Genomic DNA, 23,926 nt, shown 5'->3' with positions numbered 1-23,926 from the left:
GCAGTCAAACCACGATTGTGTCAAACAGGGAGGTCGCTTTCTGCAGGCGGCCTGCCTTGCGGAAGTGCACCGTGAAAGCGTTGCCGCCCACGTCGCCGCGCTGCGTATGCCGCGCCAGGCGCTGGTAGCCGATCGAGGCGCCGTGGCGCTCGCACAGCTCCCGGCAGATGTACAGGCCCAGGCCGCTGGAGCGGCTGGCGGACGAAAAGAAGGGCTCGAACAGGTGGCGCTCCACCGACCGGTCCATCGGTTCGCCGTCGCTCCAGACTTGCACGCTGGCGTGGCCCAGGGGGCTGACGAGTGTGTGCAGCTGCAGCGAGTCTGCTTCGTGGCCCATGAAGCGCAGTGCGTTGTCCAGCAGGTTGAACAGCACCCGACGCAGGTGTTCGGCATCGAATTCGACGTGGGCCTGGTCTGCGCCCAAAGTCACCGAGCCATGGCGGCGCACCGGCTCGTGCTCGCGCCACTCGCGCCAGATACCGGCCACCACCGCGTCCAGTGCGAGCACGCTGGGCGGGCTGTGGCCGATCTGGTGCTGCACGCGCGCAATGTCGAGGATTTCCTCGGCAATGCGGGCCAGCCGGTCGGCGTTCTGCTGCACCATGTTCGCCAGGCGCTTGTGTGCGGGATCGTGCAGGTCTTCGTCGAGCAAGGCGTTGGCCTGGACGATGGCGGCCAGCGGGTTGCGGATCTCGTGGGCCACCGCGGCCGACATGCGCCCCATGGCGGCGAGTTTTTCGGTGCGCAGCCGCGCCTCCAGCTCGCGCAGATCGTGCAGGAACATCACGCACAAGCGCTCACCGGCCGCTTCGCCCGCGGCCTCGCGCGGTGCCGTCAGCCAGGTGCGCACATGCAGGCCGATGGGGCTTTGGCCCGGCGCGAGCAAGGTGACGTCGGCGACTTGCGGTGCCTCCTGGAGAAAACTGCGGCGCGCCAGCTCGAGCAGGGGGCGCCAGAGCGCGTCGCGCGCGAGCGTGAACGGAGCCACTGCCGCCGGATCGCCCAGCAGGTGCAGGCCCGCCGGGTTGGCAATGCGCACCGTGTGCTCCGCGTCGACCACCAGCACGCCATCGGCCAGGTGTTGGATGACCAGGGCGCTCACCTGGCTTTGCACGCGCGCGGCCAGCTGGCTGTGCTGGGCCGCCTGCTGCGCGCGCACGAGGCGCACGGACAGCTGGTGCACGAGAAAGGCGACGATGAAATAGCCGGTGCCGGTCAGGGCCGCCTGCAGGTAGCGCTGCGCGGCATCGCCGCCGCCATGGTCACCCAGCCACCAGGCCCAGGCCAACAGCAGCAGCGTGGCAGCCGCCGTGGTGCCCAGTGCCAGCGTCAGCGTGCCCAGCACGGCCGCCATCAGGATGGGCAGGCCCAGCAGCGGCGTGTAGTTCATGCCCCCGGTGTGCAGCAGCTGCAGCGCGCACACCGCCGCGAGGTCCACGCCGATCGAGGACAGCCAGTGCGCACCGGCCTGCGGTGAGGGGGGCGCATGGTGCGCGAGCAGGCGCACGGCGAGCGTGGCGCTCAGATAGGCCAGGCAGACGGCCAGCACCAGTGGCTCGGCCGCCTGGTTGAACGTCTGGCCCAGCGCCTGCAACAGAAGCAGAGCCAGCGCCACCATGACGCGGCCGGTCAGGAAGCCAAGCCACAGGCGCTGGAAGGCGGTCTCTGGCGCCCCCGCAGTGGCGCGCGGCCAGGCCAGCGGCGGGATGCTAATGCCCATCTTCGCGCTGGTGCTCGGCGCAGCAGTAGCTGCGGGGGCCCTGCGCGATCGCCTCGGCGCGTGGCAAGTGCAGGCCGCAGCGTGCGCAGGCCACCATGTCCTGGGGCGGGGGCAGAGGGCGCTGTGCGGGCGGTGCGGGGGGAGCGCGCCGGCCGCTGCGCCACACGCCGTAGACCACGGCCAGCACCAGAAACAAGACCAGATACTTCACAGCATGCGTCCCAGCACCACTTCGAGCACGAAGCGCGAACCGACATAGGCCAGCAGCAGCAGCAGCGCGCCCGCGTAGAGCATGCGCACGGCGGTGCGTCCGCGCCAGCCAAAGCGCGAGCGCCCCAGCAGCAGGGCCGCGAGCGTGAGCCACGACAGCACCGAGAACACCGCCTTGTGGTCCCAGCGCCAGGCGCGGCCATAGAGCGCCTCGCTGAACAGCGCTCCGGCCAGCAGCGTGGCCGAGAGCAGCACGAAGCCGGCGGTGACGAAGCGGAAGGTCAGGCGCTCCAGCGTCAGCAGCGGGATGCCGCTGTGCGTGTCCACCGCCAGGCGGATGCGGCGCTCGGCCCGCGTCATCAGGGCGGCGTGGACCACGGCGGCCGCCAGCAAGCCGTAGGACGCGATGCCCAGCGCCAAGTGCAGCGGCAGCCAGGCCGAGGCGCTCACATGCAGCGGCTGGCCCGGAAAGGCCAGCGCCAGCAGCACTGCGGCGCCGCCGAGCGCCGACAGCGCCCAGCGTGCCTGCAGCTGCGGAAACAGCTGGCGCTCGACCGCGTACACGGTCAGGACGAGCCAGGCAGTGATCGACAGGGCCGGCGCAAAGCCAAAGCGCGCGCTGCCATCGAGCATGCCCCAGGCGAGCGTGGCCGCGTGCAGGCACCATGCGGCCCACAGCGCGTTGCGGGCGCCGCCGGGCTGCAGGCGCGATCCCGCCACCGCCGGCACGGCATAGGCGACGGCAGCCGCCAGTCCCAGCAGGAGACTGGCGGGGGATGCACTGGGTAAAATCATGGGTCACAGTTTACCTTTCGCCCGCTGCCTGCAGCCCGGCCCACCACCCGCCGCCCGCCCCCGGCCGCGCCCTACCCGGAACATCTGATATGGCCTCCGCACTTACCGACAAACTCTCGCGCCTCGTCAAGGAGATGCGCGGCCAGGCCCGCATCACCGAATCCAACGTGCAGGACATGCTGCGCGAGGTGCGCATGGCCCTGCTCGAAGCCGACGTGGCCCTGCCCGTGGTGCGCGACTTCATCGCGCGCGTCAAGGACAAGGCCCTGGGCCAGGAAGTGCTGGGCTCGCTGCAGCCGGGCCAGGTGCTGGTGTCCATCGTCAACAAGGAGCTCGCCGCCACCATGGGCGCGGGCGTGGCCGACATCAACCTCAACGCCCAGCCGCCCGCCGTGATCCTGATGGCCGGCCTGCAGGGCGCCGGCAAGACCACGACCACGGCCAAGCTGGCCAAGCACCTGATCGAAAAGCGCAAGAAGAAGGTGCTCACCGTCTCGGGCGACGTCTACCGCCCGGCCGCCATCGAGCAGCTCAAGACCGTGACCGCCCAGGCCGGCGCCCAGTGGTTCCCGAGCACGGCCGAGCAAAAGCCGCGCGACATCGCGCTGGCCGCGCTCGACTACGCCAAGAAGCATTACTTCGACGTGCTGCTGGTCGACACCGCCGGGCGCCTCGCGATCGACGAAGTGCTGATGCAGGAAATCCAGGACCTGCACGCCGTGCTCAATCCGGTCGAAACCCTGTTCGTGGTCGATGCCATGCAGGGCCAGGACGCGATCAACACGGCCCGCGCCTTCAAGGAGGCGCTGCCGCTCACGGGCATCGTCCTGACCAAGCTCGACGGCGACTCGCGCGGCGGCGCGGCGCTGTCGGTGCGCCAGGTCACGGGCGCGCCGATCAAGTTTGCCGGCGTCAGCGAAAAGATCGATGGCCTCGAAGTGTTCGATGCCGAGCGCCACGCCGGCCGCATTCTGGGCATGGGCGATATCGTCGCGCTGGTCGAGCAGGTCTCGGCCGGCGTCGACATGGAGGCGGCGCAGAAGCTCGCCGCCAAGGTCAAGAGCGGCAGCGGCTTCGACCTCAACGACTTTCTCGGTCAGATCCAGCAGATGAAGCAGATGGGCGGCCTGTCGAGCCTGATGGACAAGCTGCCGGCCCAGCTCACGGCCAAGGCCGGCCAGATGGACATGGGCAAGGCCGAGAAAGACATCAAGCGCAAGGAAGGCATCATCCAGAGCATGACCCAACTAGAGCGGCGCAAGCCCGAACTCATCAAGGCCACGCGCAAGAAGCGCATCGCCAACGGTGCCGGCGTGCAGGTGCAAGAGGTCAACCGCCTGCTCAAGGAGTTCGAGCAGATGCAGGACATGATGAAGAAGATGAAGGGCGGCGGCCTGATGAAGATGATGAAGAAGATGGGCGGCATGAAGGGCCTGGGCGGCGGTGGCATGCCCAAGATGCCGTTTTAAGGGTCTTTTGGGTCTCTAGTGCTTATGGGGTCAGCGTTTCAAGCTATTGAATAGAGAGCGTCATGAGCTCCCGGAAACCGGCGTACTGCGCCGGCTTTCTGGTTGGTGCGCGCCCGCTGCGCCGGTCAGCCCGTCTCCAGCCCTGGCCGTGCCGGGCGGCTGGCATGCCGCCAGGCGCGGCGCAGCACCGGCGGCAGCGACCACGATTCTTCGGGAATCAGCAACAGGCGGCGCGCGCGCAGCGCCTGCCCGAGCGGGGTCTGGCTGGTGAGCACGGCCAGAGGAATCGCCAGCGCCAGCGGCAGGCCCACCGGAACCAGCCACAGCAGCGCGCTGCTGTCGATCAGCGCGATGCCCAGCGCCAGCAGCGCCACCACCCCGCTCATCGGCGCCAGTTGGCGGATGGCGTCGCTCCAGGACACGGCACTGGCGTGGCGCGGCGGCGATCTCCACTCCAGCTTCAGGCCGGCGAGCGCGATCAGCAGGAACAGCGAGTGCGCCAGCATGCGGATCGGCGCCTGCAGAATCGCCAGCACGCTCTCGAGCGCGGCGCTTTGGAGCAGGCTGGCAGCGCCGCCGTACTGCGCCTGCTCGCGCCGCATGAACACCGCCGCCAGGCCCAGGATGCGCGGCAGGAACAGCAGGCACAGCGTCCAGCCCCACAGTCCCTGCAGCTCGAGCGGCAACATGTGCCAGTCGTTCACCAGCTTGGCGCCCGACAGCCACAGCGCCGTGCCCAGCGTCAGGAATGCCAGCCACAGCGGCGCCGACAGATAGGCCATCGCGCCGGTGACGAACATCACGCGGTGCACCAGGTGGATGCCCGGCTCTGCCACCAGGCGTGCATTCTGCAGGTTGCCCTGGCACCAGCGGCGGTCGCGCTGCAGCTCGGCCAGCAGGTCGGGCGGCTGCTGCTCGTAGCTGCCGGTCAGGTCGGCCACCAGCCAGACGTGGTAGCCGGCACGGCGCATCAGCGCCGCCTCGACGAAGTCGTGCGAGAGGATGCCGCCGGCCAGCCCGCCGCTGCCGCGGATCGGTGCCAGCGCACAGTGCGCCATGAAGGGCGCTACGCGGATGATGGCGTTGTGGCCCCAGTAGTGCGAATCGCCGAGCTGCCAGAACTGCATGCCCAGTGTGAGCAGCCGCCCCATGACGCGCGAGCCGAACTGCTGCGCGCGCGCATGCAGCGTCACGTGGCCGATGGCCTGCGTGGCGGTCTGGATGATGCCGGCGCGCGGGTTGGCCTCCATCAGCTTGGCCATGGCCACGATGCAGTCGCCGCTCATCACGCTGTCGGCATCGAGCACCACCATGTAGCGGTAGTCCCGGCCCCAGCGGCGGCAGAAGTCGGCCACGTTGCCGGACTTGCGCTGGGTGCGCCGCGCGCGCAGCCGGTAGTACACCTGGACCTGCGCTGGCCCGGGGTGCCGCGCCAGCGCCGCGCGCAGACCTTCCCAGGCGGCGCGCTCGGCCGCGGCCACCCGCGGGTCGCAGCTGTCGGAGAGCACGAACACATCGAAGCTCTGCGCATGCCCTGTTGCCGCCACCGATTCGCAGGTGGCGCGCAGGCCGGCGAACACCGTGGCCACGTCTTCGTGGCAGATCGGCATGACGATGGCGCTGCGCGCGTCGGCCGGGAGCGTGTGCGCCACCACGCTGCGCGCCGACAGTGCGTGCCGGTCGCCGCGCAGCATGACCCAAAAGCCCATCAGCCCGGTGAGGAAGCCGGTGACCACCCAGGCCGACAGCAGCGCGAACAGCGCCAGCTGCCCGTACTGCAGCCAGGGGCTGCCGTAGACCGGCTGGACCGCGGCAAACAGCGCGCTGGCCACGACTGTGCTGGCCAGCGAGAGGGCCAGAAATACCCGGCGCCGCCGCGCCGCCGCGCCCTCCCAGGCCTGCCGCGGCGCGCGCGCGGCGTCCAGCGCCGCCGCCGGCACTGCCGAAGACAACCCGCCCAGGCGCAGCAGCAGCGCGGTGCCGAGGCTGTTCCAGAAGCCGCGCCACGGCACCGGCGCCATCGGGCCGCGGTGCAGCGGAGGCGTGGTGAGCGAATTGGGGTGGCGTTCCGCGCGCACCGGACTGAGACCCGAGGGGGCAGGTCGGTCGTGCGCCGCGCCGCGCCGCGCCCCCACGGCGGGCGCGGGAACCGGTGCGCCGCGCGCCGGGGAGACGGCCGAGCGGCGGTTCACTCGGGAAGAACGATGTGCGTCCATGTTTCGCTCACTGCGTGGTTGTCGTGTTCAAGGAATGCGCGCAGCTCGGCCGGGCGCGCCCGGTCGATTTGCTGCACGCGCAGCGTCATGCGCCACTGCCCATTGGCCGGGTTGCGGTAGACCAGGCGCTCGAGCACGCGTGCGTTGGCGTCGCTGCTGACGACCGCCTGTACGCGCGCCCGGTCGGACAGCCCGGCCAGCGCCGGGCCGTCGAAGTCGACGACGTACTGCACCTGCTGCGGTGCGTCGGCCTGGGTTTGCCGGGAGTAGCCCAGGCCCCGGCGCGACTGCACCACCCAGGCGCCGGGCGGGCGCTGCTGGTCCTGGCCCTGCCAGCTCAGTTCGTAGGCGAATTCGAGCGCCTGGCCCGGCGCCGGCAGCTGCGCCGGCACCCAGTACGCCACGATGTTGTCGTGGGTTTCGTCGGGGGTGTGCAGCTGCACCAGCTCGACGCGCCCTGCGCCCCAGTCGCCCAGCGGTCGCACCCAGGCGCTCGGACGGCGCTCGTAGCGTGCCTCCGCGTCTTCGTAGCTCGACCACTGGCGGTCGCGCTGCATCAGCCCGAAGCCGCGCGGGGCGGTGGTGGCAAAGGACGTGGTCAGCGCGCGCTGGGGGTTTTGCAGTGGCCGCCAGAGCCATTCGCCCTCGCCGGTGGCGATCATCAGCCCGTCGGAGTCGTGCACCTCGGGCCGGAAGTCGCTCGGACTGGGCTGGTTCTCGCCAAAGAGGAACATGCTCGTGAGCGGTGCGATGCCCAGTGTCGCGATCGGCTTGCCGGTGCCCGGCGCGCGCAGGAACACGCGCGCATGCACGGTGGTGACGGTCTGCGCACCGGGCCGGATGTCGAAGCGGTAGGCCCCCGTGGCGCGCGGCGAGTCGAGCAGGGCGTAGACCGTGGCAACGCGGGCGTCCGGCGCCGGGCGCACCAGCCAGAACTCGGTGAAGCGCGGAAACTCCTCATGCGCGCCGCCCGCGGTGTCGATCGCCAGGCCCCGTGCCGACAGGCCGTACTGCTGGCCGGCGCCGAGCGCGCGGAAGTAGCTGGCCCCCTGGAAGACCACCAGCTCGTCCTTGTACTGCGGCGAATTCAGGGGGTAGTGCAGCCGGAAACCGGCAAAGCCGAGGTCCCCCCAGGCGCCCGGGGTGACGCGGTTCTTGCCGTAGTCGAAGTCGGCGGGCGCATAGGCCAGGTGCCGCGTACCGCTGGGGGTGACCTCGTGGATCTGCACCGGCGCGCTCTGGGTCCGCCCGAGGTGGAACAACATGGCCTCGAACGGCAGCTGCGCGCTCCGCCAGAGCGCGCGCTCGGGTTTCCAGCGCACGTCACGCAGCTGGTCGTAGTCGAGCGCCGCCAGCGCGCGCGGCAGCGCCGCGCTGGCCGCCCGGTACGGGTGCTGCGCGCGGCCGCGCGCCAGCTGCGTGACGCTGTCGAGGTCAAAGGCCAGGGCCGGCGCGCTGGCCGCAGCCCACAGCAGGGCGGCGCACAGCAGCCGCCAGCGCTGGGCCAGCGCGGGCGCACGCGGCTGCACGCGAAAACGGGAGAACACGGACACCATGCACTTCGTGTGGCAAACCGTGTGCCATCGCCGAAAAGCGCTTGGGAATCAACCGGTTAGCTGATCCCTAGGGTGTAAGTATCTGTGCGCCCGCGCTTGGAGCGCCACGGCGCCGCTGGGGGCGGGCGGCTGTCACGCCATGCGGATCCGCCGGCGAATTTTTCATCCAAATTGGCCTCAAACGCTGATGCAGAAAGCGTTTGTAGCTATTAAAAAAATAGTCAGCTCTCAGGCCACCTGGCGCACCTCGCCGCGCAGCGTGTAGGCCTTGGCCTCGGTGATGACCACGTCCACCATCTGGCCCACCAGGCGCGGCTGGCCGACGAAGTTGACGACGCGGTTGCACTCGGTGCGGCCCATCAGCTCGGTCGCATCGCGCTTGGACGCCCCTTCGACCAGGATGCGCTGCACCGTGCCCAGGCGGCTTTCGCTGATGCTTTTGATGTTGGCGTTGATGGCGGCCTGCAGTTCCTGCAGGCGGCGCAGCTTGACCTCGTGCGGCGTGTCGTCGTGCAGGTTGGCGGCCGGCGTGCCGGGGCGCGGGCTGAAGATGAAGCTGAACGAGTTGTCGAAGTGGATGTCGGCAATCAGCTTCATCATCTTCTGGAAGTCTTCCTCGGTCTCGCCGGGGAAGCCGACGATGAAGTCGCTGCTCATCGCCAGGTCGGGGCGGATGGCGCGCAGCTTGCGCACCGTGCTCTTGTATTCCATGGCGGTGTAGCCGCGCTTCATCGCCATCAGGATGCGGTCTGAGCCGTGCTGCACCGGCAGATGCAGGTGGCTCGCCAGCTTCGGCAGCTGGGCGTAGGCCTCGATCAGCCGCGGCGTGAACTCGTTCGGGTGGCTGGTGGTGTAGCGCACGCGCTCGATGCCGGGAATCTCGCAGACGTATTCGAGCAGCAGCGCGAAATCAGCGATTTCTGCCGTCTCGCCCATCTTGCCCAGGTAGGCGTTGACGTTCTGGCCCAGCAGCGTGACCTCTTTGACACCCTGGTCGGCCAGGCCCGCCACTTCGACCAGCACGTCGTCGAACGGGCGGCTGACCTCTTCGCCGCGCGTGTACGGCACGACGCAGTAGCTGCAGTATTTGCTGCAGCCTTCCATGATCGAGACAAAGGCCGAGGCGCCCTCGACGCGCGCCGGCGGTAGGTGGTCGAACTTCTCGATCTCGGGGAAGCTGATGTCGACCTGCGAGCGCCCCTGCAGCGCCTGCTGCGCCAGCAGCTGCGGCAGGCGGTGCAGCGTCTGCGGGCCGAAGACCACGTCCACATAGGGTGCGCGCTTGATGATCTCGGCGCCTTCCTGGCTGGCCACGCAGCCGCCCACGCCGATCTTTACGCCCTTGGCCTTGAGGTGCTTGATGCGGCCCAGGTCGCTGAAGACCTTCTCCTGCGCCTTCTCGCGCACCGAGCAGGTGTTGAACAGGATCAGGTCGGCTTCGTCAACGTTCTGCGTCGGCTCGTAGCCCTCGGCGGCGTGCAGCACGTCGGCCATCTTGTCCGAGTCGTACTCGTTCATCTGGCAGCCGAAGGTCTTGATGAATACTTTTTTGGTCATGGTCGATGGGGCCGGCAGCTGCCTGGTGGGCGTGCGCGGCGCAAATGAATATGTGTGGCCGGTCGCCAGGGCCTGGCGCGCGGTGTGGGGGCGCAGGGGCCGTTCAGCGCGGGCTGGCGGCGTCGGAACCGAACACGAAATTGCGTTCGCCTTCGCTGCCTTTGCGCTTGTGCTCGGCCTCGCCCTTGCTCAGGATCCAGGCCGTCAGCAGCATGCCGGTGCTGCTTTCCTTGACGTAGTTCACCGTGAACGGTGTGCCGATCACCGTGTGCGCCTGCACCAGCGTGTTCTGGGGGCTGAACAGCCGCACGCCGGGCGCCATGCGGACCGCCTTGCCGTCAAGCTGCGCGTCGTACATGCCGGTCACGACCAGCGTGCCGCGCAGCGCCGCGTCGGGGAAGTTGCGCACATTGCCCAACGCCGCAGGCACCTGGGCCGGGGCTGGGGCAGCGCAGACGACGCCCACGGCAAACAAGGCCGCCAGGAGGCTGGGCCGTCGTGGGGAGCGGAGCAGGGGCGCGCAGCGGTTCATGGTGTGTATCCAGAGGCTGTGGAAGAAAAGAGTCCGATTCTACGGAGCCAAAGAAAAAGCCTGCAATGGCAGACCATTGCAGGCTTTCAATGTGGTGGTGATAGGTGGATTTGAACCACCGACATCAGCATTATGAATGCTGCGCTCTAACCAACTGAGCTATATCACCGCAGGCAAAGATTATAGCCCAATTTTATTGGTGCGTGAACGTGGCTTTGCGCTTGTTCATGAAGGCGTCCATGCCTTCCTTCTGGTCGCTGGTGGCAAACAGCGCATGGAACAGGCGGCGCTCGAACATCACGCCGTCCGACAGACCGCTTTCGAACGCGCGGTTGACCGACTCCTTGGCCGCCATGACGGCGATCTGCGAGAACTCGCTGATCTGCAGCGCGGCGCCCAGGGCCTCTTCCTGCAGTTGGGCAAGTGGCACTACGCGGCTGACCAGGCCGGCGCGTTCGGCCTCCTGCGCGTCCATCATGCGGCCCGTGAGCGCCAGGTCCATGGCCTTGGCCTTGCCGACGGCGCGTGGCAGGCGCTGCGTGCCGCCAGCGCCGGGGATCACGCCGAGCTTGATCTCGGGCTGGCCGAACCGGGCGTTGTCGGCGGCGATGATGAAGTCGCACATCATCGCCAGCTCGCAGCCGCCGCCGAGGGCGAAGCCGCTGACCGCGGCGATCACCGGCTTGCGGATGGCGCGGATCTGTTCCCAGTTGCGGCCGATGTAGTCGCCCTTGTAGACGTCGGCAAAGCTGTAGTGCGCCATGGCGCCGATGTCGGCGCCGGCGGCGAAGGCCTTTTCGCTGCCCGTGATGACCATGCAGCCGATCTTTTCGTCGGCGTCGAAGGCCTGGAGCGCCTGGCCGAGTTCGTCCATGAGCTGGTCATTGAGCGCATTGAGCTGCTTGGGGCGGTTGAGCGTGATGATGCCGACCTTCTCGGCTTCGGTGCGCACTTCAATCATTGCGTAGGCCACGGGTGTCTCCAATCGTTGTTGTACCAAGCCAGCCACTATACCGACGCGGCCCCGGCCAGCCAGCGCGTGGCCAGGGCGCGGTCGGCCACGCCGAGCGAAACGGTGTCGGCCGCAGGCACAGGCGTCTTGCCGCCACGGCGCGGCGCTGCTGCGGGCTCGAGCTGCAGCGGCAGGCGCAGCAGGCGCGCGTCGCGCGCGACCAGCGCGGTGACCTGCTTTTCTGCGCCCGCGTACAGCGCGATGTCCGCGAGTTTGGCGATGCGCCAGCCCTGGCCCTGCACCTCGATGCCCAGCCATTCGTCGCCCGCCGCCATGCCGGCACGCTCGGCCAGGCCGCCGCGCAGCACGGCCTTGATCTGCACGGCGCTGTTCTCGGCCACGCGCAGGCCCAGGCGCTGGGCCGGCTGCGGCACTTCGGCTTGGAGCGCGATGCCGTGCGCGGCCAGCAGCTCGGCCAGCGGCAGCTCGGCGGTGCTGTGCACCCAGGCGTCGAGCTCGGCATCGAACGCGCGGCCGGCCAGCTGCTGCAGCACGGCGCGCAGGTCGCTCTCGGCCATGGGGCCGCCGGCGCAGCGCTGCCAGAGCGCGCGCATCACATCGTCGAGCGTGGTGGCGCCTTCGCGGCGCAGCGTAAGGTCCAGGCACAGCGCCACCAGCGCACCCTTGGTGTAGTAGCTGATGGTGGCGTTGGGCGTGTTCTCGTCCGGGCGGTAGTACTTGACCCAGGCGTCGAAGCTGGCCTGGGCCACGGTCTGCACCTGGCGGCCCGGCGCCTGCAGCACCTGGTGCGAGGTCTTGGTCAGCAGCTTGAGGTAGGTGGCGTCGTCGATCAGGCCGGCGCGGCGCAGCAGCAGGTCGTCGTAGTAGCTCGTGAAGCCTTCGAAGAACCACAGCAGCTCGGTGTAGTTTTCCTGCGTGTAGTCGTAGTGCCGGAACTCGGACGGGCGCAGGCGCTTGACGTTCCAGGTGTGGAAGTACTCGTGGCTGATGAGGCCCAGCAGCGTGCTGTAGCCCTCGCCGGTGTGCGGCGCGCTGGTGCGCGGCAGGTCGGCGCGCGCGCAGATCAGCGCCGTGGAGTTGCGGTGCTCCAGGCCGCCGTAGCCGTCGTGCACGGCGTTGAGCAGGAACAGGTAGCTCTTGAACGGCGGCTTGCCCTTGCCGTGCCAGAAGGCGATGGTGGCTTCGCAGATCTTGCGCGTGTCGGCCACCAGGCGTTGGCCATCAAACGACGGCGCGGCGCCAGCCACGACGATGCGGTGCGGCACGCCGCCGGCGTGGAAGCGCGCGCTCCAGAAAGCCCCCATCTCGACCGGGCAGTCCACCAGCTCGTCGTAGTCGGCGGCCCGGTACAGGCCAAAGCCCTGGGCATCGGTTTCCAAGCCAAAAAGGCCTGTGACGCAATGCCACTGTGCGCTGGTAGCTATATTTTCAGGAGCAACGATGTCCAGCGTGCACGGCTGGTCGGCCTGGCCCTCAGAGCGCAGGCACAGGCTGGTGGCGTTGAAGAAGCCGCGCGTGGCATTGAGGCTGGCGGTGCGCACCGAGGCGTCGTTGGCATAGACCGCGTACTCCACCACCAGAGGCTCGGTGCTGTCGCAGGCGACTTGCCAGCGCTGCTTGTCGCGCTGCTGGATGGGCAGGGCGCGGCGGCCCTGGCGCGCGCGCAACTGCTGCAGGTTCTTGGCGAACTCGCGCACCAGGTAGCTGCCTGGAATCCACACCGGCAGCGACAGCTCCTGCAGCGCCTCGGGCCGCGCCAGGGTCAGCGTGACGTGGAACAGGTGGGCATGAAGGTCGGCCGCTTCCACGCGGTAGTGGACGGCGGCATGAGTGTTTTTTGGTGCGGGCATGGCAGAACCGGCAGGGGCGCTGGACAGCGCGGGGTGAAAGGAAAGGCGGTGCCCGGCACGGCGTGCCGGGCCCGGGCGCTCAGGGCGCGGATGCGCTGGCATCGGCCAGGCGCTTTTCGAGTTCCGGCAGGCCGATGGCGCCGGGCACGCGGCCGCCGTCGGCAAAGATCAGCGTCGGCGTGCCGGTGATCTTGTGCTTCTTGCCAAAGGCCAGGTTGCGCTGCAGCGCCGCGGTGTCGCAGCTCGCGGCAGCCGGCGCCTTGTCGCGCAGCATCCAGTCGTCCCAGATGGTGGAGCGGTCCTTGGCGCACCAGATGTTGCGCGACTTCTCGGCCGAGTCGGGGCTCAGGATCGGGTAGAGGAAGGTGTGGATGGTGACGTTGTCCACCTTCTGCAGGTCGCGCTCGAAGCGCTTGCAGTAGCCGCAATTGGGGTCCGCGAACACCACCAGCTTGCGCTTGCCGTTGCCGCGCACGGTGACGAAGGCGTCTTTGAGCGGCAGGGCGCTGAAGTCGACGGCGCTGAGCTTGGTGATGCGGTCCTCGGTCAGGTTGCGGCGCGCCTTGGTGTCGATCAGCTCGCCCTGGATCAGGAAGTTGCCCTTGGCATCGGTGTAGAACAGGTCGGTGCCCACGCGCACTTCGTAGAGCCCGGACATCGGCGTGCTGCGCACTTCATCGATTTTTTCGAGCTGCGGAATGCGCTCGGCCAGGGTCTTGCGGATCGTGCTTTCCTGGGCAGAGGCGTTGAGGGACAGGGCGAAGGCGGCCGCAGCCAGCAGGGTGGGGATCAATGTCATGGGTATTGGTGGGTATCCGTACAGAAGAGTTCAGTGCGAACCCATGGCGCGGCGCGCAATCCAGTTCTTCAGCGGGCCGCTGTGTTCAAAACGCTTCATCCCCCCGTTGCGCAGCATCTGCCAGGCCCCTTCGGGGCGCGCAAACAGCTGCTGCAAGCCATCGGTCGCCAGCCCCATGGGCAAAATCTCGGCCTTGCGCTGGCGCTCGTAGCGGCGCAGCAGGCGCAGGTCGCCCACGCTGCGCCAGCCCTCGCGCGCGCCCAGCACCTGCGCGAGGGCCTGGGCATCGCCCAGGCCCAGGTTCAGCCCTTGCCCGGCCAGCGGGTGCACGTTGTGCGCCGCGTCGCCGGCCAGCACCCAGCTGCCGGTGGAGGGGGCGGTGCCGCACCAGTGGCGCGCTTGCGCCAGCTGCAGCGGCCAGGTGGCGCGCTCGCTGCCCAGGCGCACGCTGCCCAGTGCCCCCAGGCTGGCGGCGTACAGGCGCTCTTCAAAGGCGTGCGCGTCCAGCGCCAGCAGGCCGGGGACCTGCTCGGCAGGGACCGACCACACCACGGCGACAGCGTTCCCGTCGGCGCCGCCCAGCGGCAGGAAAGCCAGGATGCTGTCGTGCGAGAACCACTGCCGCGCGGTCTGCCCGTGCGGCAATTCGCAGACCAGGCGCGTCGCGATGGCGTGCTGCGGGTAGGGCGTGGCGTCGAACTCGACGCCGAACTCGGCGCGCGTGCGGCTCGCGCGGCCTTCACACACGACCGTGAGGGCCGCCGGCACGGGTGCTTCGAGCAGTTCGATGTGGGACTGAAAGCGCACCGCATCGGCCAGGCGCGCTTCGAGCGCGGGCACGTCGACGATCCAGGCCAGCGCCGGCACGCCCTGGGCGGCGGCGTCGAAACTGACTTCGCCTCCCTGGTCGCCGTGCACCTGCATGCGCGCCACGGCCGTGGCGTGCGCTGCGTCGGGCCAGCTGCGCAGCGATTCGAGCAGCTGGCGCGAGGCGGCATTGAGGGCGTAGGCGCGGACGTCCGAGGCCACCGGTGCAGGGCCCGCCACCAGCGCCACGCGCAGCCGCTCGCGCGCCAACAGCAGGGCCAGGGTGCGGCCCACGACGCCGGCCCCGCGGATACAGATATCAAAGGTTTGCGGCATGCGGCGATTGTAGAAGGCGGGTCTGCGCCGCGGGGGGCGGCGAGAATCGCTCTCTCAGTGATTTACCCGCAGGAGGTGTGCGCCGTGTCTTGCCCCGCCGATTTCGACCTGGCCGGCACCGTGGCCCGCCTGTTCATCCATCCCGTCAAGTCCTGCGCCGGCATCGAGGTGCAGCAGGCGCTGCTGACCGACACCGGACTGGAGTGGGACCGGGCCTGGATGGTGGTGGATGCCCAGGGCGCGTTTCTGACGCAGCGGGCCCTGCCGCGCATGGCCCTGGTGCGCCCGCAGATGACCGCCGCCGACCTGGTGCTGCACGCGCCGGGCCAGGCGCCGCTCAAGGTGCCGCTCGCCGCCACCGGGCTCACCGCCGCCGTGCGCGTCTGGAACGACACGGTGCCGGCCTGGGACATGGGCGACGCCGCCGCGCATTGGTTCAGCGGCTTTCTTGGTCAGCCCTGTCGCTTGGTGCGCTTTGACCCGGCGCAGCGCCGCCTCTCGAGCCTGGAATGGACCGGCGGCGCCGAGGCGCCGAACCAGTTTGCCGACGGCTTTCCGCTGCTGGTGGCCAGCACGGCGGGGCTGGAGGCGCTGAACGCGCAGCTGGCGGCGGTCGGGCAGGGGGGCGTGGGCATCGAGCGCTTTCGGCCCAACCTGGTGCTGGGCGGCGTCGAAGCGCACGACGAGGACCGGGTGGACCTGCTGCACATCGATACCGGCGCGGGCGGCGCAGTGCAACTGCAGCCCGTCAAGCCCTGCGTGCGCTGCCCCATCCCCGACATCGACCCGGCCAGCGCCGAGCGCGGCACCCAGGTGGGCGACGCGCTGCGCCGCTACCGCCAGGACGCGCGCATGGGCGGCGCGATCACCTTCGGCATGAACGCCATCGTGCGCCGCGGCGCAGGCCAGGTGCTGTGCGTGGGCCAGCCGCTGGGCGCCCATTACCGCTTCGGATGAGCGTAAGCAGGGGTTTGCACGGTCGGCCTTAAAATTGCGGGTTTGTCTCCCGAAACCCAGAAAGCCCTGCCATGAGCCTCCAATGCGGCATCGTGGGCCTGCCCAACGTCGGCAAGTCCACCCTCTTCAACGCGCTGACCAAGGCCGGCATCGCCGCCGAGAACTACCCCTTCTGCACCATCGAGCCCAACACGGGCGTGGTCGAGGTGCCCGATCCGCGCCTGCAGCAACTGGCCGACATCATCACGCCCGAACGCATCGTGCCCGCGATCGTCGAGTTCGTCGACATTGCCGGCCTGGTGGCCGGGGCCAGCACGGGCGAGGGCCTGGGCAACAAGTTCCTGGCCCACATCCGCGAAACCGATGCCACCGTGAACGTGGTGCGCTGCTTTGAAGACGAAAACGTGATCCACGTCGCCGGGCGCGTCGATCCCATTTCGGACATCGAGGTCATCCAGACCGAGCTGTGCCTGGCCGACCTCGGCACCGTCGAAAAGGCGCTGCACCGCCACACCAAGACCGCGCGCTCGGGCGACAAGGACGCCATCAAGCTGGTGGCCTTGCTCGAGAAGTGCCAGGCGGCCCTGAACGAGAACACGCCCGTGCGCGCGCTCGAGTTCAGCAAGGAAGACCAGCCGCTGGTGAAGCAGTTTTCGCTCATCACCGCCAAGCCTGCCATGTTTGTCGCCAACGTCGCGGAAGACGGCTTTGAGAACAACCCGTTTCTCGATCGCCTGCGCGAATACGCGGACAAGCAGGGCGCGCCCGTGGTGGCCATCTGCGCCAAGATCGAGGCCGAACTGAGCGAGATGGACGACGAAGACAAGAAAATGTTCCTCGCCGAAATCGGCCAGAGCGAACCGGGCCTGGACCGCCTGATCCGTGCGGCCTACAAGCTGCTGGGCCTGCAGACCTACTTCACCGCCGGCGTCAAGGAAGTGCGCGCCTGGACGATCCACATTGGCGACACGGCGCCGCAGGCCGCGGGCGTGATCCATGGCGACTTCGAGCGCGGCTTCATCCGCGCGCAGACCATCGCATTCGACGACTTCATCCACTACAAGGGCGAACAGGGCGCCAAGGATGCCGGCAAGATGCGCGCCGAAGGCAAGGAATACGTGGTCAAGGACGGGGACGTGCTGAACTTCCTGTTCAACGTCTGAGCCCTGCCACTGCACGCCCCAGGGCGCTGGGAGATCGGACCAGGCCTCTGCCCAACGGCCCCGCGGTGCCCCCGGCCCTCTGTCACACCGAGGGATTTTTTTATGGGCGGCCCCGCGGCATGCGCGCCCGCGGGCGGTTGTTTCTCAGGCCGAAAACGCAGTCCGGCGGCGCTGCGCTGGTGCCGAAATGCCAGGGTTACCACCAAGAGAGTGCGGGTTGCACCTTTTCTAAAATTCGGTGCAACCCATGCTCGGAAAAGGTGAAACCCATGGCTACCGTCACGCTGGGGCTCAAGGTCGACGAGGCGCTGCGCAGCCGCATCCGCGAGGCCGCGGCCCGGCAGGGCCGGACACCGCACTGGCTTATCAAGCAGGCGGTGCTGCACTATGTCGAAAGCCTGGAGCGCGGCCTGCCGCTGCCCGGCGGTACAGAAGGTGCAATCGCTGCGGGCGCTCCGGTGTCCAGCGATGAGCCGGAGCCGGTGCCGCCCCTTCCCAACGCGCCCCAGCCCTTTCTCGACTGGGCGCAAAGCGTGCTGCCGCAGAGCGACCTGCGCGCTGCCATCACCGCGGCCTGGCACCGGCCCGAGCCTGAATGCCTGCCGATGCTGGTGCAGCTGGCGCACACGCAGGATGCCGTGCAGCGCGCCGCCACCGAGGCGCTGGCCACCCGCCTGGTGCAGGGCCTGCGCGCCACCAAGGACAGCGGCGGCGTCGAAGCGCTGGTGCAGGAGTTTTCGCTCTCCAGCCAGGAAGGCGTGGCGCTGATGTGCCTGGCCGAGGCGCTCTTGCGCATTCCCGACAACGCCACGCGCGACGCGCTGATCCGCGACAAGATCAGCCGCGGCGACTGGCAGGCCCACCTCGGGCATTCGCCGTCGATGTTTGTCAATGCCGCCGTCTGGGGGCTGGTGCTGACCGGCAAGCTGACCGCGACCAGCAGCGAGACCAGCCTGGCCGCGTCGCTCACGCGGCTGATCGGCAAGGGCGGCGAGCCGCTCATCCGCCAGGGCGTGCACCGCGCCATGAAGCTCATGGGCGAGCAGTTCGTCACGGGCCAGACGATTTCCGAGGCGCTGGCCAACAGCCGCGCGTTCGAGAAAGCCGGTTTCCGCTATTCGTACGACATGCTGGGCGAGGCGGCGCTGACCGAGCGCGACGCCGAGCGCTACCTGGCGTCGTACGAGCAGGCGATCCATGCCATTGGCAAGGCCTCGCACGGGCGCGGCATCCACGAGGGGCCGGGCATTTCGGTCAAGCTCTCGGCGCTGCACCCGCGCTACAGCCGGGCGCAGCGCGACCGCGTGGTGGGCGAACTGCTGCCGCGCCTGCTGCGCCTCACGGTGCTGGCGCGCGGCTACGACATCGGCCTGAACATCGACGCCGAAGAGGCCGACCGGCTCGAACTCTCGCTCGACCTGCTCGAGCGCCTGTGCTTTGCGCCCGAACTCAGGGGCTGGAACGGCATCGGCTTTGTGGTGCAGGCCTACCAGAAGCGCTGCCCCTATGTGATCGATTACCTGATCGACCTGGCGCGGCGCAGCGGACACCGGCTGATGGTGCGGCTGGTCAAGGGCGCCTACTGGGACAGCGAAATCAAGCGCGCGCAGACCGACGGGCTGGACGGCTACCCGGTCTTCACGCGCAAGGTGCACACCGATGTGTCGTACCTGGCCTGCGCGCGCAAGCTGCTGGCCGCACCCGACGCGGTCTACCCGCAGTTTGCGACCCACAACGCGCAGACCGTCGCCAGCATCTACCACCTGGCCGGGCAGAATTTCTACAGCGGCCAGTACGAGTTCCAGTGCCTGCACGGCATGGGCGAGCCGCTGTATGGGCAGGTCACGGGCAGCGTCGCCGCCGGCAAGCTGGGCCGGCCCTGTCGCATCTACGCGCCCGTGGGAACGCACGCAACGCTGCTGGCCTACCTGGTGCGCCGGCTGCTCGAAAACGGTGCCAACACCTCGTTCGTACACCGCATTGGCGACCCCGCTGTGCCGGTCGCCGAGCTGGTGGTGGACCCGGTGGCCGAGGTGCTGCAAACCGCGCGCGATACCGGTGAGCTGGGCGCGCCGCACCCCCACATTGCGCTGCCGCGCCAGCTGTTTGCCGACCTGGGCGCGCAGTCGCGCCCCAATTCCGCGGGCCTGAACCTGGCCCATGAGCAGCAGCTGGCCTCGCTCGCCGCCGGCCTGCTGCGCAGCACCCAAAGCCTCTACACCGCAGCCGCCAGCGTGGCGGGCGCCCCGCCTGCCCCGGCGGGCAGTGCGGCCGCCGGAGACGGCTGGCAGCCGGTGCGCAACCCGGCCGATACGCGCGACCAGGTCGGCTGGGTGCGCCCGGCCACGGCCGAGGAGGTCGAGCGTGCCGTGCAGCGCGCCAGCCATGCCGCGCAGATCTGGCAGGGCACGCCGCCGCAGGAGCGCGCCGCCTGCCTGCGCCGTGCGGCCGACCTGCTCGAGCAGCGCATGCACAGCCTGGTGGGCCTGGTCGTGCGCGAGGCCGGCAAGTCGTTGCCCAACGCGGTGGCCGAAGTGCGCGAGGCGGTGGACTTCCTGCGCTATTACGCCGCCCAGGTCGATGCGACCTTTGACAACGCCACGCACCGCCCGCTCGGCGTGGTGCTGTGCATCAGCCCATGGAATTTTCCGCTGGCGATCTTCACCGGCCAAGTCGCCGCCGCGCTGGCCAGCGGCAACTGCGCGCTGGCCAAGCCGGCCGAGCAGACGCCGCTGGTGGCCGACGTGATGGTGAAGATCCTGCACGTGGCGGGCGTGCCACCCGACGCGGTGCAGCTGGTGCCCGGCAGCGGCGAGGGCGTGGGCGCGGCGCTGGTGGCGCACCCGCTGGTGGCCGGCGTCGTGTTCACCGGCTCGACCGAGGTCTCGCGCGTGATCGCTCAGGCGCTGGCCCAGCGCCTGAGCCCGCAGGGCCGCGCCATTCCGCTGATTGCCGAAACCGGCGGACAGAACGCGCTGGTCGCCGACTCGTCGGCGCTGGCCGAGCAGCTGGTGGGCGACGTGCTGGCCTCAAGCTTTGATTCGGCCGGCCAGCGCTGCTCGGCGCTGCGCCTGCTGTGCCTGCAGGAAGACGGCGCAGACCGCGTGGTCGAGATGATCGGGCACGCGATGCGCGAATGGGTCATGGGCAACCCCGACCGCATGCACACCGATGTCGGTCCGGTGATCGACGCGGACGCGCGCGCGCAGATCGAGCAGCACATTGCCGCGATGCAGGCCGCCGGTCAGCGTGTCACCCGCATCGCACGCGACGACAGCGCGGGCCAGGGCCATTTCGTGCAGCCCACGATGATCGAGATCGACGGCATTGCGCGCCTGCAGCGCGAGGTGTTCGGCCCGGTGCTGCATGTGCTGCGCTACCAGCGCGAGCAGCTGGGCGAGGTGCTGGCCGCCATCAACGCGACCGGCTACGGCCTCACGTTCGGCGTGCACAGCCGCATCGACGAAACCATTGCCCAGGTCACGCAGCAGGTGCAGGCCGGCAACATCTATGTGAACCGCAATGTGATCGGCGCTGTGGTGGGCGTGCAGCCCTTTGGCGGCATGGGCCTGTCGGGCACCGGCCCCAAGGCCGGCGGGCCGTTGTACCTGTACCGGCTGCTGCAGGCCGGGCCGCACGGCAACCTGGCGCTGGCCGGGCTGTCGGCGATGCCCGTGGGCCAGGCCGCAGCCCACGCGGCCGCCGAGCCGGCCGCGCCCGCTGCCCTGCGCAGCCTGGCCGACGCCGTGGCCGGCCCGGTGTGGGCTGCGCTCGAGGGCTGGAGCGCCCGGGGCGACGTCGCGCGCGCGCAGGCCGCCTGCGAGGCCTACCGCGGTGCCAGCGTGCTCGGCCGCGTGTTCACGCTGCCCGGGCCGACGGGCGAGTCCAACCGCTACCGGCTGCTGCCGCGCGGCGCCGTCTGGGCCCTGCCGCAGACCGCGCTGGGCCTGGTGCACCAGCTGGCGGCGGCGCTGGCCAGCGGCAATGCGTGCTGGCTGCCAGCGCCGGCCGCAGGCAGTGCCGTGGCGCAGGCGCTGGCTGCGCTGCCGGCCGAGGTGCGCAGCCAGGTGCAGCTGCGCAGCGCCGACGACCAGCTGGCCGAGGCGCAGCCCAGCGCGCTGCTGTTCGAGGGCGATGGCGACGCGCTGCAGGCCCTGCTGCCGCGCCTGGCCCAGCGCGGCGGCGCCCTGGTGCGTGTGGAAAACCTCGCACCCGCGCAGCTGGCCGACGGCGCCACCTACGACCTGAGCGCGCTGATGCACGAGCAAAGCATCAGCACCAACACCGCGGCGGCTGGCGGCAACGCGCAGCTCATGGCGATGGGCTGACCGCCGTTTTGGGCCTTGCCCGTGCCACACCGGCGGCAGATTTCCCAAGGCGTAACGCCCTGCCGTGGACGCAAGCGTGCAGGCCCTTCCCGCAGGACCCGCACGGGCTTTTGGGCCCCAGCGTTAGCATGCTCGGCAGAGGCGGTCCGGCGCGCGGTCGCACCACGGCGCGGCAGAATTTGCATGAAATAGGCCTCTGGCGCTTTGTGGGTCTGCGCTGATAGCTATTTAAAAGCTATTTAAAGCATAGCGTCTGCCGACCCCTTGCCTGTCCCTCCCACACCGAGCTTGCCCTGTGCCCGATCCCCGTTTGTCCCGCCCGCCCTGGCTGCAGTCGCTGCTGCAGGGCCCCGATGCGACCTGCATCGAAACCCATGTGTCGTGGGTGCTGCTGGCGGGGGCGCAGGCCGTCAAGTTCAAGAAACCGCTGAAGCTCGACTTTCTCGACTTCAGCACGCTCGCACAGCGCCGTGCCGCCTGCGTGGAGGAGTTGCGCATCAACCGCCGCACGGCGCCGCAGCTGTACCAGGCGGTGGTGGCGCTGCTCGGGCCGGCGCAGGCGCCGCGCCTGGTGCCGCTGGAGCGGCTGGCGCCCGCGCAGCAGGGCCAGGTGCTCGACTACGGCGTGCAGATGCAGCGCTTTGGCGACGGCCAGCTGCTGGCGCGGCAGCTGGCCGCCGGCACCTTGCAGGCCGACCACCTGGCGGTGTTGGCCGAGCGCGTGGCGCAGCTGCACGCCAGCGCCGCGCCTGCGCCCGGCGGCAGCGCATGGGGCAGCGCGGCGCTGGTGCGCCAGCAGGCGCAGGCCAACCTCGACGCGCTGGCGGCCTTGCCGCTGCCCGCTGCGGAGCGCCGCGCCCTGCGGGCGCTGGCCGACTGGACCCGGCGCGAGGGCGATCGCCTCCAGGCCCTGATGGCCGCGCGCCAAGCCGCCGGCCAGGTGCGCGAATGCCACGGCGACCTGCACCTGGGCAACCTGGTGCTGCTGGAGGACGGGCCGCAGCTGTTCGACGCCATCGAGTTCAACGCGGCCCTGCGCTTCATCGACCCGGTGGCCGATGTCGCCTTCTTGTGCATGGACCTGCAGGCGCACGGCCGGCCCGACCTGGGCTGGCATTTCCTCAACGCCTGGCTGGAGCATGCGGGCGACTACGCCGGTCTGGCGCTGCTGCCCTGGTACCTGGTCTACCGCGCGCTGGTGCGCGCCATGGTGGCGGGCCTGCGCTGGGCGCAGGCGCCGCGCGGCCCGGAGGGCGATGGCCCCGGCGAGGGCGCCGCCAGCCTGCGCGAGCTGCGGCGCTACCTGGCGCTGGCCGGGCAACTGCACCGGCCGCGGGCGCGCTGGCTGTGGCTGGCGCAGGGCGTCTCGGGCGCGGGCAAGAGCCACCACAGCGCGCCGCTGGCGGCGGCGCGCGGCGTCGTGCGGCTGCGCGCCGATGTCGAGCGCAAGCGCCTGTTCGGGCTGGCGCCCACGGCGTCCAGCGCCGGTGCAGGGGGCGTGGCGGGCGGCATCTACAGCGCCGATGCGACCGGGCGCACCTACGCGCGGTTGCTGGCGCTGGCGCGCCAGGTGCTGGAGGCGGGGTTTCCGGTGCTGGTCGATGCCACCTTTCTGGCGCGCGCGCAGCGCGCGCCGTTCCTGGCGCTGGCGGCGCAGTGGCAGCTGCCCTGCCGCATCCTGGCGTTCGATGCGCCCGTGCTGGTGCTGCAGGCGCGCGTGCAGCGGCGCCTGCAGCAGGGTGGTGACGCGTCCGAGGCCACGCTCGAGGTGCTGCAGGCGCAGCTGGCGCGGCGCGAGCCGCTCGGCGCGCAGGAAGCGGCCCTGGCGCTGCACGTCGACACCGCGCAGGCGGTGGACTGGGCGGCGCTGCTGCCGCCGGCGTGGGACGCGGAGCTCAGTGCGCCAGCAGCCCCGGCCACAGCGACAGCAGCGCGGTCGTCATGACCGCATAGCGCAGGAACTTGCCGACCGCCATGTAGGCCAAGCAGGGCCAGAAGGGCAGCTTGAGCCAGCCGGCCACGGCGCACAGCGGATCGCCCACCACGGGCAGCCAGCTCAGCAGGCAGGCCTTGGCGCCAAAGCGGCGCAGCCAGGCCAGCGCGCGCACGTCGGTGGGCGCACCGCGCGCCCGGTCCACGGCCTTGTGCGCGCCCAGGCCCATCCACCAGCTCACGCCGCCGCCCAGCGTGTTGCCCACGGTGGCCACGGCGATGGCGGGCCAGAACAGTTCGGGATTGAGCTTGACGAGGCCGAACACCGCGGGCTCCGAGCCCAGCGGCAGCAAGGTGGCCGAGACGAACGAGACGACGAACACCGTGCTCAGGCCAAATTGCGGCAGCGCGAGCAGGTCAAGCAGGTGGGTTAGCCAGGCTTCCATAGGTGGCGCCAGTGTAGTGCGCGGCTGCGGGCACCCCCCCTTGCGCGCTGGTGGTGCCATCCTGTATCTTTTGCTGCTTTACGTAAAACCCCCAGGAGGCGACCGATGCAGCAGGGCACCCAGACCCGAGAGTGGTGGCCGCGCCTGCGCCTGCGCGGGAGCATATGCGCCGCAGCCTGCCTGCTCGCCGCCTGCGCGGCGCCCCCGGGCGACCAGGCCGGCGCGCCGGCGGGCTTGGTGCCCCTGGCCGCGCTGGTGCCCGACGCCGTGCACGGCCTGC

At 69.9% G+C, this 23,926-nt stretch carries 17 protein-coding genes and 1 tRNA gene; 5 read left to right on the top strand and 13 right to left on the bottom strand.

What is annotated here, in order from left to right; all coding sequences use genetic code 11:
- Positions 1–4: 4 nt before the first annotated feature.
- The 3 genes from B2J86_RS13250 to B2J86_RS13240 are packed head-to-tail and all read right to left on the bottom strand — an operon-like array spanning position 5 to position 2,725.
- Complete coding sequence (locus B2J86_RS13250) at positions 5–1,720, bottom strand: ATP-binding protein (RefSeq protein ID WP_169168055.1); 1,716 nt, start codon at positions 1,718–1,720, stop codon at positions 5–7.
- Positions 1,710–1,931 carry a PP0621 family protein gene (locus tag B2J86_RS13245; RefSeq protein WP_169168056.1) on the bottom strand — a complete coding sequence of 74 codons (222 nt, stop codon included), beginning with the start codon at positions 1,929–1,931 and terminating at the stop codon, positions 1,710–1,712. Before B2J86_RS13245 ends, B2J86_RS13250 begins: the two co-directional genes overlap by 11 nt.
- A complete protein-coding gene (locus B2J86_RS13240; protein ID WP_169168057.1) occupies positions 1,928–2,725 on the bottom strand; it encodes an inner membrane protein YpjD in 798 nt (265 codons plus the stop codon). The genes B2J86_RS13245 and B2J86_RS13240 overlap by 4 nt, the downstream gene beginning before the upstream one ends.
- An 89-nt stretch (positions 2,726–2,814) precedes the next feature.
- Between B2J86_RS13240 and ffh the strand changes: the two genes are divergently transcribed.
- Positions 2,815–4,194 carry a signal recognition particle protein gene (ffh, locus tag B2J86_RS13235; RefSeq protein ID WP_169634300.1) on the top strand — a complete coding sequence of 460 codons (1,380 nt, stop codon included), beginning with the start codon at positions 2,815–2,817 and terminating at the stop codon, positions 4,192–4,194.
- Between the two features lie 125 nt (positions 4,195–4,319).
- On the opposite strand, the gene mdoH is transcribed toward ffh, so the two are convergent.
- From mdoH to B2J86_RS13190, 9 genes are all read right to left on the bottom strand, one after another.
- Positions 4,320–6,410, bottom strand: a complete 2,091-nt coding sequence (mdoH, locus tag B2J86_RS13230; protein ID WP_173025842.1) for a glucans biosynthesis glucosyltransferase MdoH — start codon at positions 6,408–6,410, stop codon at positions 4,320–4,322.
- Positions 6,383–7,966 carry a glucan biosynthesis protein G gene (locus tag B2J86_RS13225; protein WP_173025841.1) on the bottom strand — a complete coding sequence of 528 codons (1,584 nt, stop codon included), beginning with the start codon at positions 7,964–7,966 and terminating at the stop codon, positions 6,383–6,385. The genes mdoH and B2J86_RS13225 overlap by 28 nt, the downstream gene beginning before the upstream one ends.
- A 228-nt stretch (positions 7,967–8,194) precedes the next feature.
- The gene (miaB, locus tag B2J86_RS13220; RefSeq protein WP_169170515.1) at positions 8,195–9,523 is read right to left on the bottom strand and encodes a tRNA (N6-isopentenyl adenosine(37)-C2)-methylthiotransferase MiaB; all 1,329 of its coding nucleotides are present in this window, start codon (positions 9,521–9,523) and stop codon (positions 8,195–8,197) included.
- A 103-nt stretch (positions 9,524–9,626) separates the two neighbouring features.
- Positions 9,627–10,055 (bottom strand): hypothetical protein, encoded by a 429-nt coding sequence (locus tag B2J86_RS13215; RefSeq protein ID WP_254068100.1) that lies wholly within the window; start codon positions 10,053–10,055, stop codon positions 9,627–9,629.
- 92 nt (positions 10,056–10,147) lie between these two features.
- A tRNA-Met gene (locus B2J86_RS13210) sits at positions 10,148–10,224 on the bottom strand.
- Positions 10,225–10,248: 24 nt separating this feature from the next.
- Positions 10,249–11,028 carry an enoyl-CoA hydratase gene (locus B2J86_RS13205; RefSeq protein WP_173025840.1) on the bottom strand — a complete coding sequence of 260 codons (780 nt, stop codon included), beginning with the start codon at positions 11,026–11,028 and terminating at the stop codon, positions 10,249–10,251.
- A 35-nt stretch (positions 11,029–11,063) separates the two neighbouring features.
- The gene (locus B2J86_RS13200) at positions 11,064–12,878 is read right to left on the bottom strand and encodes a M61 family metallopeptidase (protein WP_173025839.1); all 1,815 of its coding nucleotides are present in this window, start codon (positions 12,876–12,878) and stop codon (positions 11,064–11,066) included.
- Positions 12,879–12,957: 79 nt separating this feature from the next.
- Positions 12,958–13,677, bottom strand: a complete 720-nt coding sequence (locus B2J86_RS13195; protein ID WP_169170518.1) for a DsbC family protein — start codon at positions 13,675–13,677, stop codon at positions 12,958–12,960.
- A 30-nt stretch (positions 13,678–13,707) separates the two neighbouring features.
- The gene (locus tag B2J86_RS13190; protein WP_173025838.1) at positions 13,708–14,820 is read right to left on the bottom strand and encodes an FAD-dependent monooxygenase; all 1,113 of its coding nucleotides are present in this window, start codon (positions 14,818–14,820) and stop codon (positions 13,708–13,710) included.
- An 84-nt stretch (positions 14,821–14,904) separates the two neighbouring features.
- Between B2J86_RS13190 and B2J86_RS13185 the strand changes: the two genes are divergently transcribed.
- The 4 genes from B2J86_RS13185 (at position 14,905) to B2J86_RS13170 (ending at position 23,213) form a co-directional block, all read left to right on the top strand.
- On the top strand, positions 14,905–15,777 hold the full coding sequence (locus tag B2J86_RS13185) for an MOSC N-terminal beta barrel domain-containing protein (protein WP_173025837.1): 873 nt from the start codon (positions 14,905–14,907) through the stop codon (positions 15,775–15,777).
- A gap of 71 nt (positions 15,778–15,848) precedes the next feature.
- Positions 15,849–16,940: a redox-regulated ATPase YchF gene (ychF, locus tag B2J86_RS13180; RefSeq protein WP_169170521.1), complete on the top strand. Its 1,092-nt coding sequence runs from the start codon at positions 15,849–15,851 to the stop codon at positions 16,938–16,940.
- 269 nt (positions 16,941–17,209) lie between these two features.
- Positions 17,210–21,268, top strand: a complete 4,059-nt coding sequence (gene putA, locus B2J86_RS13175; protein WP_173025836.1) for a trifunctional transcriptional regulator/proline dehydrogenase/L-glutamate gamma-semialdehyde dehydrogenase — start codon at positions 17,210–17,212, stop codon at positions 21,266–21,268.
- A gap of 295 nt (positions 21,269–21,563) precedes the next feature.
- Positions 21,564–23,213, top strand: coding sequence for an AAA family ATPase (locus B2J86_RS13170; RefSeq protein ID WP_371736530.1), 1,650 nt, complete (start codon positions 21,564–21,566; stop codon positions 23,211–23,213).
- Here the strand turns inward: B2J86_RS13170 and B2J86_RS13165 are convergent.
- On the bottom strand, positions 23,164–23,646 hold the full coding sequence (locus B2J86_RS13165; RefSeq protein WP_169170770.1) for a YqaA family protein: 483 nt from the start codon (positions 23,644–23,646) through the stop codon (positions 23,164–23,166). The genes B2J86_RS13170 and B2J86_RS13165 overlap by 50 nt on opposite strands.
- Positions 23,647–23,926: the final 280 nt, after the last annotated feature.

This window comes from Acidovorax sp. SRB_14 (genome assembly GCF_012932145.1).
Classification (GTDB): Bacteria; Pseudomonadota; Gammaproteobacteria; order Burkholderiales; family Burkholderiaceae_C; genus Simplicispira.
The sequence above is the reverse complement of the archived record's forward strand: the minus strand, read 5'-3'. Positions and strand labels throughout refer to the sequence as shown.